Below are 13,546 nucleotides of genomic sequence, written 5' to 3' on the forward strand. Positions count from 1 at the left end.
AATGTTGATTTATATCTTGGGATATTAGCAAATTTTAATAACGATTGGATACGAAAAAACGGCAATATACGCTTGATATTGCCGTTTTTCTAACAATAATTACTCCTTAGGAGCTATCAACTCAACCGGTAATCCTAGTGTTTTCAATTTTGGAGTTAATGCTTTTTTATCTCCGACGACAATAATTTGATATTTTGTAGGATCAAACCACTTCGTTGCTAAATCATTAAATTCATCACGACCCAAAGTCGCAATTAATTCATTTTGTTCATCAATAAAATCAGCGTCTAACGAGTACGTTAGTATTTTACCTAATAAATTTGCTTTCTGACTTGGTGTTTCATACTTCAACGCATCTTGTTGACCTACTGCCAAACGCATAAAGTTAAGTTCATCCATAGTCATACCATCGTTAGCAAATTTCCGCATCTCTGCGGTAAATTCTTTGATTGATTCAAGCGTCACATCTGCGCGTACTTGAGCATAAAAAATGGACATACCAACTTCTTTATTTCCCGTTAGATAACCACCCGCGCCATAGGTATACCCTTTATCTTCGCGAAGGTTTTGATTAATTCGGCTATTGAAATTTCCACCTAAATTAAAATTTGCAAGTTGCGTTTCAAATAGTTCCCCCGTTGCATCAAAAGGCATACCTTGTCGAACAAAACGAATCACACTTTGAGGTGCATTAGGTTTATCAATTAAATATACTTTTTGTTGAGTTAACGTTGGTAATTTTTGTGGTGCTAACAATTGTGGTGCTTCACCTTTCCACAGAGAAAGAAAAGAGAGTTTTGATATCAAATCTGATTTATTGATATCTCCAACTGACACGACTTGCGTTCCTACTGGTGTGTAGTTTTCTTTATAAAAACGTTTTACATCATCTAGAGTAAGGTTTTTTACCGAAGCAATCGTTCCATCAGGTGAGCGATCAAATATTGTTCCTTTAAACAAAACTTCTCTCGTAGCTTGAGAGGCTAACCATGATGGTTTTTGATGGCTATAAACCAAACCTTCTACAGCTTGTTTTTGCAAACGTTCAAAGTCAGCTTGCTTAAATGCAGGAGAAAACAGCATTTCATTTACAATAGATAATGTTTCATCTAAATTTTTTGTTAATGAAGATACGGAAATTCCAGTCGTGTAGCTACCAGAGTTAAACGAAATACCGCTACCTAGTTTATCTAAACGTTTCTGAAGCGCTTCTGAACTTGAGGTCGTGGTCCCTTCTTCCATCATAGCAGCAGTTAGTGACGCTAAACCTTCCTGACCTCTTGGAACGTAACGATTACCAGCAGGAATTGATATTTGTAATTGAACCGTTGGTGTTTCAATTGCTTCAGAGCCTAAAACTTCAATACCGTTAGCTAATTGCGCACGGAAAATATCTGGCGTTTTAGCCGTAACCCCCTTTGATGGTAACGGCATAACTGAACGATCAAAATCATCAACTGCTTTACGTACATCTAAACTACTGTCATCAATTTTCTTGTATTCAGGTAAGTCGCGTTTTGGGGTTATAAAGTTAGGTGCTTTAACTTGCAGTTGTGTTTTTCCTTTTGGAACCACACTTAACGTTACTTTATATTTATTAGCAATATACATATCAAAAGCTTGAGAAACTTTCTCTGGAGTAACCGCTTTAAGTTCAGCCAATTGTTTTTCTAGCTGATCAGGGTTGCCATAAAAAGTTTCATTAGATGCGAGTTGAGATACTTTTCCTGAGACTGATTGCAGACCAAAAATAGCTCCTGCTTCTGCACTGCCTTGGACTTCAGCAAGATCTTCTTGTGATACGCCTTCTTTTTCAAATTTATCTAATACATCCATCACTTCTTTATATGCGGTAGCAAGATCATTCTTATCGCTAGAATCTGTCATCGCATAAACATACATAGTACAAGACAGCTCTGCACAATCATGGAAAGCACCTGCATCAACAACTTTACCAGTCTTCACTAGGTCTTGATAAAGTAAACTCGTTTTACCATCACCAAGTAAGGTTGCTAACATATCAAGGCTAGCTTCCGTTTTTTCACCGCGATACGTTGTTGGCCAACCAATCATAACCATCGGTTGCTGAATTCTATCTTCCAAAGTAATAAAACGATTCTCAGTCAGAGTGACTGGTTGCTTCGGTGCATTTTCAACTTCTGGCCCACGAGGAATTGACCCAAAGTATTTATTTACCCACTCTAGTGTTTGCTTACTATCTAAATCACCACCAATGGTAATAACCGCGTTATTTGGGCCGTACCAACGTAAAAAGAATGCTTTAAGATCATTCACATCTACACGATCTAAGTCTTCAACATAACCAATAGTCTGCCATGAGTAAGGATGGTCTTGTGGAAACAAAGCCTCTCCCATGCGCTCATAAATCAATCCATAAGGGCGATTATCATAATTTTGACCGCGTTCGTTCTTAACCGTGCTACGCTGAATTTCAAATTTCTTTTGAGAGACGGCATCAATTAAAAAGCCCATACGATCAGACTCTAACCAAAGCATTTTCTCTAATTGATTCGCAGGAACCGTTTCAAAATAATTGGTTCTATCACGATTAGTGGTGCCATTTAACGTACCACCTGCTTCTGTGATAATTTTAAAGTGCTGTTGGTCACCCACATTTTCAGAGCCTTGGAACATCATATGCTCAAAGAAATGCGCAAAGCCTGATTTACCAATATCTTCTCGTGCAGAACCTACATGATAAGTAACGTCAACATGTACTAATGGATCTGAATGATCTGGACTAAGAATAACGGTTAACCCATTCTCTAATGTGTATTTCTGATAAGGAATTACCGTTGTCCCTTCCTTTGGCAATACTTGCTCAACTAAAGTCACACCTTGTGGTAAGTCAGAGCTTTTTGGTGCTTCAAATTCAGAATTACTGCAACCCGCTAGAGCCAGTACTATTGAGAGACCTAATAATTTTTTCATTTTAGTTCCTATAAAATCCCATTTACTGCGAGCGATAAAAGAAGATACCGTGCAGCCTTTCCTATCCCAATTAAGATTACGCATGGCCAGAATTTCATTCGTAACCATCCGGCAGCGAGACAAAGAGGATCACCTATAACAGGTAACCAACTGAACAATAACGTCCAATAACCGTACGTTTTGATCCATTGAATGGCTTTATGACCATGTTTCTGTGAAGAAGTTTTATCAGGAAGTAACAAACCAATCCAATAATTTGTCATTCCTCCTAAAGTATTTCCCAATGTTGCAACGATTATAACGGTCCACATTGAAAAGCTGTCTAGTTTTAATGTCGCAATTAAGCTTGCTTCAGAGGCGCCAGGAAGTAAGGTGGCGCTTAAAAATCCGGAACTAAATAATACCCATAATGCTGAATCTGCATTGAACCAATCAAACATGACTGAATTAATTCCATTGATGATTTATATTGCTACAGCATAAAATAAAAAAGGGCGCATCTGCACCCTTTTATTGTTAAGTTTTATTTGGAGCTACCCAACAAGAGCTAAAAGAATACCCGCAGCAACAGCTGAGCCTAATACCCCTGCCACATTTGGACCCATGGCATGCATTAATAAAAAGTTTTGAGGATTAGCTTCAAGACCAACTTTATTAACAACTCGAGCAGCCATTGGTACCGCAGATACGCCTGCTGCACCAATAAGCGGGTTAATGTCTTCTTTTGAATACTTGTTCAATACTTTAGCCATTAATACACCACCGGCAGTACCAACACTAAATGCAACAGCGCCTAATAATAAAATACCTAATGTTTCTACATTTAAAAAGGTTTCAGCTTTTAACTTTGAGCCAACGCCTAAACCTAAAAAGATAGTAACAACATTAATTAATTCATTTTGAGCGGTATTCGACAAGCGATCAACAACACCTGATTCTTTCATTAAATTACCCAAGCAGAACATACCAACGAGTGGCGTTGCTGATGGTAAGAATAAAATAGTCATCAATAAGACAGCAAGAGGGAAGATAATTTTCTCCGCTTTACCTACGTGGCGTAATTGAGCCATCTTTATTTGACGCTCTTCTGGTGTTGTTAGTGCTTTCATTATTGGTGGCTGAATAATAGGTACAAGCGCCATGTAACTATAAGCAGCAACAGCTATAGCACCTAATAAATCAGGAGATAATTGACTGGCTAAGAAAATAGCCGTTGGACCATCTGCGCCACCAATAATTGCGATTGACGAAGCATCAGCTAACGTGAATTCCATTCCTGGAACATAGTTAAGTAAGATTGCACCAAACAACGTTGCAAAAATACCGACTTGGGCCGCAGCACCTAACCATAAGGTTTTTGGATTCGCAATAAGCGCACCAAAATCCGTCATTGCACCTACACCCATAAAGATAAGTAATGGGAATATCCCCGTTTCTATCCCTACGTAGTACACGTAATACAATAACCCACCAGGGTCAGTAAATCCGGCGTTTGGGATATTAGCGAGCACGGCACCAAAACCAATAGGTAATAGTAATAACGGCTCAAATCCTTTACGAATTGCTAAGAATAACAGTCCACAACCAACTAAAATCATAATAAGTTGTTCAAACTTAAAATTCGCAATTGCGGTTTCATTCCACAGTGTTAATAAACCATCCATGTTTAACTTACCTTACGCTAGAGAAAGCAACGGTGTACCAACAGCTACCGCATCGCCTTCCTTAGTTAAAATATCTTGTACCGTACCATTGCGTGAAGCTCTAATTTCAGTTTCCATTTTCATAGCTTCAAGAATAAGTAATACATCACCTTCTGCCACTTCGGCACCTGGTTGGACTAAAACTTTAAAGATAGTACCAGCAAGTGGGGCATCTACAGATTCAGCATCTACCGCTGACAGTTGTGCTGATTGAACTGGAGCTGCTTGTGCAGATACTGGAGAGACGGAAGAAATAACACCTTGAGGACCAACCTCAACATTATAAACTTGACCATCAACTTTAACGCTATAAGCTTCAACGCCACCTTTTGCTGGTGCTGCTTTAATATCGACATCTTTTTCTGTTCCAGGTGCTGGTTCAAATTCCTCTGGATTATTGCGATTATTTAGGAATTTTAAACCAACTTGTGGAAATAATGCATAAGTCAGCACATCATCTACTTGCTGTTCTGCCAATTCAATATTGTCTTCTTTTGCTTTAACGATCAGCTCATCAGTCAAAGTATGAAGCTCTGATTTTAATAGATCGGCTGGACGGCAAGTAATAGCTTCTCCGCCATCTAACACTCGAGCTTGTAACTCTGCATTTACTGCAGCAGGAGCCGAACCATATTCACCTTTTAATACACCAGCGGTTTCTTTTGTGATGCTCTTATAACGTTCACCAGTAAGTACATTAATAACCGCTTGAGTACCGACGATTTGAGAAGTAGGAGTAACAAGAGGAATATAACCCAGATCTTTACGTACTCTAGGGATCTCCAGTAATACTTCATCCATCTTATCTGCTGCGCCTTGCTCTTTAAGTTGGCTTTCCATATTGGTTAACATGCCACCAGGAACTTGAGCGATAAGAATTCGAGAATCGACACCTTTCATCTTCCCTTCAAACTTCGCATATTTTTTACGAACTTCACGGAAGTATGTTGCAATAGGCTCTAATTGCTCAAGGTTAAGATTAGTATCACGACCTGTACCTTCTAGCATTGCGACTATGGTTTCTGTTGGCGTATGACCATACGTTTGGCTCATTGAAGAGATTGCAGTGTCTAGAATATCAATACCCGCTTCAACCGCTTTCAATGCAGTTGCGGTAGATAAACCTGTTGTTGCATGGCTATGTAACGCAAGAGGTACATCACACGAAGCTTTAATTCGAGTAATCAGTTCTTCTGCTTCATAAGGTTTAAGTAAACCTGACATATCTTTAATGCATAAAGAATGGCAGCCTAGATCTTCAAGACGTTTTGCTAAATCGACCCATGTATCTGAATTATGCACGGGGCTAGTTGTATAAGAAAGTGTACCTTGTGCGTGAGCACCAACGTCTATCGTTGCTTTGACTGCGGTTTGGAAATTTCTAACATCATTCATAGCATCAAAAATACGGAATACGTCCATACCATTTGCATGTGCTCGCTCAACAAACTTTTCTACCACATCATCAGCATAGTGGCGATAACCTAATAAGTTTTGACCACGTAATAACATTTGCATCGGCGTGTTAGGCATCGCTTTTTTCAATAAACGTAGACGTTCCCACGGATCTTCACCTAGGTAGCGAATACAAGCATCAAAAGTTGCTCCACCCCAGGTTTCTAATGACCAATAACCGATTTTATCAAGCTGTTCAGCGATTGGTAGCATGTCTTCGACACGCATACGAGTAGCAAACAATGATTGATGAGCATCACGAAGTACCACATCAGTGATAGAAAGTGGTTTAGACATACTTACAAACTCCTTGTAATAATTTTCCTAAAACAGTTTATCGATTCTTTTGACGGTGTAATTTAACCGCAGCCGAGATCGCAGCAATAATTTGAGGCTGAACTGTTGTTTGATCGGGATTTTGGACTTTTTGAATTGCTAATGCCTGCTTAGGAGCTAGCTCCACGGGCAATAATTTAGACATAAGTCGAACGAGGTAAACGAGGATGGTAAGGAATGCAAATACAACGCCCATGCCAGTTAGCATTAACGTTGCTGCTTCCCCTAATAGACTTCCAATGTCTGTCATCTTTTATTCCTTTTTTGATGAGAGTGACAATGTAAAACTTAACAACAAATTGTGTTCTTTTATTCTAAAAAGAAAGAGTGATTATCTCGACATCACTAAATTTGTCAAATACGAAACGATCACAAATTATTCAAAAAAGCGTTTTATGGCGAGATACATCCATACACTGCCACTAATCACTTAAGAATAAACTGATTACAATCAAATTACCTAATAATAACCTATAATTCGATCTATTTAATAATAGTATCAATTAATTAACTAAATTTACTATAGGTATAAAAAAACCCGACCATAAAGATCGGGTTCTTTTAAAGAATGGTGCGCCAGGGAGGATTCGAACCTCCGACCGCCTGGTTCGTAGCCAGGTACTCTATCCAGCTGAGCTACTAGCGCACAGTTAATTCTAATTGTTTTTGTAACTAATATTGTAACCAATAAACAGTTACAAAAAGAAATAATGGTGCGCCAGGGAGGATTCGAACCTCCGACCGCCTGGTTCGTAGCCAGGTACTCTATCCAGCTGAGCTACTAGCGCACAGTTAATTCTGATTGTCTTTGCAACTATGTATCGTAAGCGATAAACAGTTACAAAAAAAAATATGGTGCGCCAGGGAGGATTCGAACCTCCGACCGCCTGGTTCGTAGCCAGGTACTCTATCCAGCTGAGCTACTAGCGCACAGTATAATTCTAATTGTCTTTGCAACTATATATTGTAATCAACAAACAGTTACAAAAAGAAATAATGGTGCGCCAGGGAGGATTCGAACCTCCGACCGCCTGGTTCGTAGCCAGGTACTCTATCCAGCTGAGCTACTAGCGCACAATAATTCTTTTATGTTCTTACTGACCAAAATCAATAGAAACAAATAATGGCGGTGAAGGAGGGATTCGAACCCTCGATGCGGGTATAAGCCGCATACTCCCTTAGCAGGGGAGCGCCTTCAGCCTCTCGGCCACCTCACCGTTTTTGTATTTCGCTTATTCATGATTATCTGCAAACAATCACTATTATTGACGAATAAATTCATCAATAAAAAGAATGGTGCGCCAGGGAGGATTCGAACCTCCGACCGCCTGGTTCGTAGCCAGGTACTCTATCCAGCTGAGCTACTAGCGCACAATAATTCTTTTTTATTCTTGCTGACCATAAAGATCAACATGAATCAATAATGGCGGTGAAGGAGGGATTCGAACCCTCGATGCGGCTATAAACCGCATACTCCCTTAGCAGGGGAGCGCCTTCAGCCTCTCGGCCACCTCACCGTCTTGAGGAGGCACATATTACGGTTTACCAAAAATATGTCAATGACTTTTTTAGTAAAAAATAACGCTTTTCGTTCAACAGCCTATGAAACAACCAAAATGAGCAAAAATAGAACGTTATACGTAGTTTGCACCTCTATTTTCTATTTATTTTATCCTATCTAAACAGGTAAAAATAAACAAGGCTGACAACGTCAGCCTAATTCATACGAATTAAAAGTTACCTTGTGAAGCAGCAGGTGTTCCTTTTTCCGCTTGAATGCGCATATAAATCTCTTCACGGTGTACAGATACTTCTTTAGGTGCGTTAACACCAATACGTACTTGGTTGCCTTTAACGCCTAGTACAGTAACTGTTACTTCGTCACCAATCATTAGAGTTTCACCTACACGGCGAGTCAAAATTAGCATTCGAATGCTCCTTGAGTTATCTCAGTATTATAATAAATGTATGTATTGTCGGTTATCGCTTATTTTCATAAACGTCTCTGCTCAAGAAACAGCGATCATAAGGTTATTATCTTGTGATTGCTCTGTAATAACAAACGTTTTGTGTAAAATTTCTGCCGCTCGTTGTAAATCAGCTTGATTCACGATAACTGACACACTTTTCGGCTCTATATCATATTGATAAATATCAATACTATTTGCCATTAGTTGATTGCAAGCAGACTCTGCCATCCCTTCAACATTATCCCCGACTAACGTCAGAATTGATAAGCTACTAATATTGCGTATTTTTGTATTAAATGCCAGTTTCAATTGTAAAAAAGTTGCTTTTGGCACAACAATTTGAAAACAATCACACCTTTCGTCTAACACTTTATATTGTTTATATAGTTCTCTTTGTTCCTTTGCTGAAATACCTTCGCATTCAACAAGAAAGAGATCTTGTTTTAAAGCCAATCCTGTTACCGCTAAAACTTCTTTTGGGTTTTCACAGATAAGAGTCCCTTCCCCATCATCAAAAGAAGATAAAACTCTTAACGTTACCGATGAGTTCCAAGCATGAGTAACGGAATGCTCTTGAAGCACCTTAGCCCCTGACTTTGCTAATACATGCATATCAGAAAAAGAAACTTCTTTTAAACGGCGAGTATTAGAAACAAAACGAGGATCAGAAGAATAAACGCCATCAACATCCGTAAAGATCTGACATTCATCTGCATTTAATGCAGCAGCTAAAGCAACTGCAGTGGTATCAGAGCCACCTCTACCTAATGTGGTAATGTTGCCTATCCTATCTCGACCTTGGAACCCAGCCACAATAACCACGTAGCCTTTATTTAACCACTTTGTAATTAAATCAGTTTCAATATATTCAATTGTTGCGTCGTTAAAGACAGCGTTTGTCTGAATTCCAGCTTGATCTGCCGTTAAAGAAATCGCCTTGATGCCCTTTTGGGTTAAAGACATGGCTAATAATGCAATAGAAACCTGTTCTCCTGCTGAAAGCAGCATATCTAACTCACGAGGTTCTGGAACCTCGCTAATTTGATTTGCTAAATTCATTAAGCGATTAGTTTCACCTGCCATAGCAGAAACAGCAACAACGACATTATGCCCCTGTTGCTGAGTTGAGATGATACGTTCAGATACCGATTGGATCCTTTCAATAGACCCAACCGATGTACCACCGTATTTTTGTACGATTAATGCCACTGATACGACCTATTACAGACGCTCAGTTAGCCAAGCTTCAACAGAAGCAAGTGCCGCTGGTAATGCCTCAGTATCAGTACCGCCAGCTTGAGCCATGTCTGGACGACCGCCGCCTTTGCCACCAACTTGTTGTGCTACCATGTTGACTAACTCACCTGCTTTAACTTGACCGATAAGATCCTTAGTTACGCCAGCAATCAAACTTACTTTTCCATTTGAAACGTTAGCTAATAAAACAACACCGCTACCAATTTGGTTTTTAGCGTTATCAACCATAGTACGTAGATTCTTACTATCAGCGCCATCTAAAGCTGCAATTAATACCTTGGTACCTGCAATTTCTTGCAATTTACCCATAATATTTGCACTTTCAGCAGCTGCTACTTTTTCTTGAAGTAATTGAATTTCTTTTTCAAGTTGTTTCGCTTTTGTTGCTGCTTCAATTAGTTTTTTATCTGCCGCTTTTTGTTGAGCTTCAATTGCATCTAGTGCTGCTTCACCGGTAACCGCTTCAATACGACGAATACCCGCTGCGATACCACCTTCCGAAGTGATTTTAAATAAACCAATATCTCCAGTGCTTGATGCATGAATACCACCACATAATTCAGTTGAAAATTTCCCCATAGAAAGTACACGAACTTCATCATCGTACTTCTCACCAAACAGAGCCATTGCGCCTTTTTCTTTTGCAGCATCAATGTCCATTAGATTTGTTTCAATCTCATGGTTCAAACGAATTTGTTGGTTAACAATGCGCTCAACTTTACGTAGTTCTTCAGCTTTTACGCCTTCAAGGTTAGAAAAGTCAAAACGTAAGCTTTCCGCTTTAACTAATGAGCCTTTTTGAGTTACGTGCTCACCTAGTACTTCACGAAGTGCAGCGTGTAATAAGTGCGTTGCTGAGTGATTTAGAGTAATCGCAGTACGACGCTCTTCATCAACTTGAGCCATTGCGCTATCAGCTGTTGATAATACACCTTCAACTAACTTACCGTGGTGACCAATTGCATTACCTATCTTTTGAGTATCAGTAACAACAAATTTACCCGCTTCTACAGTAATAATACCTGCATCACCAGATTGACCGCCTGACTCAGCATAGAATGGTGTGACATCTAAAATAAGAATCGCATCATCGCCAGCAGAAAGTGCTTCAACAGCTTCACCTTCACGGAAAATCTCTAATACTGTAGCTTTTGCTTCAGTCGAGTTATAACCATGGAATTCTGTTTCTGATTCAACCTTGATAACTGCATTATAATCAGTACCAAATTGGCCTGCTTCACGAGCACGTTGACGCTGCTCTTCCATTGCTTTTTCGAAACCATCTTCATCGATAGTTAATTCACGTTCACGAGCAACATCATTAGTTAAATCAGCAGGGAAACCGTAAGTATCATAAAGTTTAAATACCGTTTCGCCATCAAGAACAGTACCTTCTAGGTTATCTAACGCTTCGTTTAGAATTACCATGCCACGCTCAAGCGTACGGCCAAAGTTCTCTTCTTCAATCTTAAGTACTTTTTCTACTAGCGCTTGTTGCTTTTTAAGCTCTTCGCCTGCAGTACCCATGATTTCAGCTAACGGACCAACTAGTTTATAGAAGTAAGAACCTTTAGCTCCTAACTTGTTACCATGACGTACTGCACGACGAATAATACGGCGTAATACGTAACCACGGCCTTCATTTGACGGCATAACACCATCAACAATTAGATAAGAACAAGAACGGATGTGGTCAGCAACAACACGTAGAGATTGGTTTGAAAGATCATCATAACCAACAACTTTTGCTGTTTCTTTAATTAATGTTTGGAAGATATCGATTTCATAGTTTGAATGAACACCTTGCATGATTGCTGCAATACGCTCAATACCCATACCAGTATCTACTGATGGTTTTGGAAGTGGTTCCATTGTGCCATCAGCTTGACGGTTAAATTGCATGAAAACGTTATTCCAAATTTCGATGAAACGGTCACCATCTTCTTCAGGAGTACCCGGACGGCCACCCCAAATGTGCTCGCCATGATCATAAAAAATTTCAGTACAAGGACCACAAGGACCAGTGTCACCCATCTGCCAGAAGTTATCTGATGCATAAGGTGCGCCTTTGTTGTCACCGATACGAACGATACGATCTGCTGGAATACCCATTTCTTTATTCCAGATTTCGAATGCTTCGTCATCTGTTTCATAGATAGTCACTAACAGACGCTCAACAGGAAGCTCTAAACGCTCAGTTAAGAATTCCCATGCATATTTAATCGCATCTTGCTTAAAGTAATCACCAAAACTGAAGTTACCAAGCATTTCAAAGAAAGTATGATGACGAGCAGTAAAGCCTACGTTTTCTAAATCGTTATGCTTACCACCAGCACGAACACAACGCTGTGCTGTCGTTGCACGAGTATAGTTACGCTTCTCTGAACCTAGGAAACAGTCCTTAAATTGGTTCATACCTGCATTGGTAAATAAAAGAGTTGGATCATTTGCTGGAACTAGAGAAGAACTCTCAACAATTTGGTGTCCTTTGCTTTCAAAAAAAGCAAGAAACGCACGGCGGATCTCGTCAGTGCTCATATACATGTGGATATTCCTGATTGAATCGTAGTTTAACTCACCCTTGTACTCAGTTAAGCCAAGCAGTGTTTTTAAGACAGAATTTCGGATATTGTATACGCAAATGAGAGCGAAATATAGATTGAGAAGAGCGATCAAGGAAGGAAAGGGAAATAATTCTATTTGTGATTAGTACCGTCCCTTTTTATAGACGTAAAAAAGCCAAACACAAAGGTTTGGCCTTCTATTATCTTAATGATAATTGAATAGATTAAAACTCTTCGTTTTCTTCTTCAATTTTCTCTTCGATCTCAGGTTGTTCTTCTGCTGGCGTTAGTAACATTTCACGCAACTTACGATCTAGTTCTGCTGCAATCTCTACGTTCTCACGCATGAATTTAGATGCATTTGCTTTACCTTGACCAATTTTATCGCCGTTATAGCTGTACCAAGCACCCGCTTTATCTACAAGCTTATGCTTAACACCTAAGTCAATCAACTCACCTTCACGGTTAAAACCTTTACCATATAGAATTTGAGTTTCTGCTTGTTTAAATGGCGCAGCAATTTTGTTTTTAACTACTTTAATTCGAGTTTCGTTACCAACAACCTCATCGCCATCTTTTACTGCACCTGTACGGCGGATATCAAGACGAACAGAGGCATAGAATTTAAGAGCATTACCGCCCGTTGTTGTTTCTGGGTTACCAAACATCACACCAATTTTCATACGAATTTGGTTGATGAAAATACACATACAATTTGATTGTTTTAGGTTACCCGTTAACTTACGCATTGCTTGAGAAAGCATACGAGCTTGAAGACCCATGTGGCTATCGCCCATTTCACCTTCAATTTCAGCTTTCGGCGTTAGAGCAGCTACTGAATCGACAACGATTACATCAACAGCACCAGAACGAGCTAATGCATCAACGATTTCTAACGCTTGCTCACCAGTATCTGGTTGAGAACATAGTAGTTGGTCAATATCTACACCCAGCTTTTGAGCGTAGATAGGGTCTAGTGCATGCTCTGCATCGATAAATGCACAGGTTTTACCTGCTTTTTGTGCTTGAGCAATTGCTTCTAGAGTCAGTGTTGTTTTACCTGATGACTCAGGACCGTAGATTTCTACGATACGCCCCATTGGTAAACCGCCAGCACCTAGAGCAATATCAAGAGATAAAGAACCAGTAGACACAGTCTCAACATCCATTGTGCGATTGTCGCCCAATTTCATGATTGAACCTTTACCAAATTGTTTTTCAATTTGACCTAATGCTGCGGCCAGTGCTTTTTTCTTGTTATCGTCCATTTGATTCTCCAGAATTCTAGATCACTAAATCAGTTAATAAC

At 39.5% G+C, this 13,546-nt stretch carries 9 protein-coding genes and 7 tRNA genes; all 16 read right to left on the bottom strand.

Annotated features, from left to right (window positions below; all coding sequences use genetic code 11):
* Positions 1 to 99 precede the first annotated feature (99 nt).
* A complete protein-coding gene (locus BTO23_RS09290; RefSeq protein ID WP_105063402.1) occupies positions 100 to 2,952 on the bottom strand; it encodes a M16 family metallopeptidase in 2,853 nt (950 codons plus the stop codon).
* 8 nt (positions 2,953 to 2,960) lie between these two features.
* Positions 2,961 to 3,392 carry a YqaA family protein gene (locus BTO23_RS09295; RefSeq protein WP_060992409.1) on the bottom strand — a complete coding sequence of 144 codons (432 nt, stop codon included), beginning with the start codon at positions 3,390 to 3,392 and terminating at the stop codon, positions 2,961 to 2,963.
* Positions 3,393 to 3,485: 93 nt separating this feature from the next.
* Positions 3,486 to 4,616: a sodium ion-translocating decarboxylase subunit beta gene (locus BTO23_RS09300; protein WP_060992410.1), complete on the bottom strand. Its 1,131-nt coding sequence runs from the start codon at positions 4,614 to 4,616 to the stop codon at positions 3,486 to 3,488.
* 12 nt (positions 4,617 to 4,628) lie between these two features.
* The gene (gene oadA, locus BTO23_RS09305) at positions 4,629 to 6,407 is read right to left on the bottom strand and encodes a sodium-extruding oxaloacetate decarboxylase subunit alpha (protein ID WP_060992411.1); all 1,779 of its coding nucleotides are present in this window, start codon (positions 6,405 to 6,407) and stop codon (positions 4,629 to 4,631) included.
* A gap of 37 nt (positions 6,408 to 6,444) precedes the next feature.
* Entirely contained in the window at positions 6,445 to 6,696 is a 252-nt protein-coding gene (locus tag BTO23_RS09310) for an oxaloacetate decarboxylase subunit gamma (RefSeq protein WP_060992412.1), read from the bottom strand.
* Positions 6,697 to 7,015: 319 nt separating this feature from the next.
* Positions 7,016 to 7,092: transfer RNA gene (locus BTO23_RS09315), tRNA-Arg, on the bottom strand.
* A gap of 65 nt (positions 7,093 to 7,157) precedes the next feature.
* Positions 7,158 to 7,234, bottom strand: a tRNA-Arg gene (locus BTO23_RS09320).
* 65 nt (positions 7,235 to 7,299) lie between these two features.
* A tRNA-Arg gene (locus BTO23_RS09325) sits at positions 7,300 to 7,376 on the bottom strand.
* 67 nt (positions 7,377 to 7,443) lie between these two features.
* Positions 7,444 to 7,520: transfer RNA gene (locus BTO23_RS09330), tRNA-Arg, on the bottom strand.
* A gap of 50 nt (positions 7,521 to 7,570) precedes the next feature.
* A tRNA-Ser gene (locus BTO23_RS09335) sits at positions 7,571 to 7,663 on the bottom strand.
* A gap of 77 nt (positions 7,664 to 7,740) precedes the next feature.
* Positions 7,741 to 7,817: transfer RNA gene (locus BTO23_RS09340), tRNA-Arg, on the bottom strand.
* Between the two features lie 53 nt (positions 7,818 to 7,870).
* Positions 7,871 to 7,963, bottom strand: a tRNA-Ser gene (locus tag BTO23_RS09345).
* A 213-nt stretch (positions 7,964 to 8,176) separates the two neighbouring features.
* The gene (csrA, locus tag BTO23_RS09350; protein ID WP_005417777.1) at positions 8,177 to 8,374 is read right to left on the bottom strand and encodes a carbon storage regulator CsrA; all 198 of its coding nucleotides are present in this window, start codon (positions 8,372 to 8,374) and stop codon (positions 8,177 to 8,179) included.
* Positions 8,375 to 8,455: 81 nt separating this feature from the next.
* Positions 8,456 to 9,625 (bottom strand): aspartate kinase, encoded by a 1,170-nt coding sequence (locus BTO23_RS09355; RefSeq protein WP_061030277.1) that lies wholly within the window; start codon positions 9,623 to 9,625, stop codon positions 8,456 to 8,458.
* Positions 9,626 to 9,637: 12 nt separating this feature from the next.
* On the bottom strand, positions 9,638 to 12,217 hold the full coding sequence (gene alaS, locus BTO23_RS09360) for an alanine--tRNA ligase (RefSeq protein WP_061030278.1): 2,580 nt from the start codon (positions 12,215 to 12,217) through the stop codon (positions 9,638 to 9,640).
* A gap of 244 nt (positions 12,218 to 12,461) precedes the next feature.
* The gene (gene recA / locus BTO23_RS09365; protein WP_060992415.1) at positions 12,462 to 13,505 is read right to left on the bottom strand and encodes a recombinase RecA; all 1,044 of its coding nucleotides are present in this window, start codon (positions 13,503 to 13,505) and stop codon (positions 12,462 to 12,464) included.
* Between the last annotated feature and the right edge of the window lie 41 nt (positions 13,506 to 13,546).

The sequence above is a fragment of the Aliivibrio sifiae genome, from assembly GCF_002954715.1.
Lineage (GTDB): Bacteria > Pseudomonadota > Gammaproteobacteria > Enterobacterales > Vibrionaceae > Aliivibrio > Aliivibrio sifiae.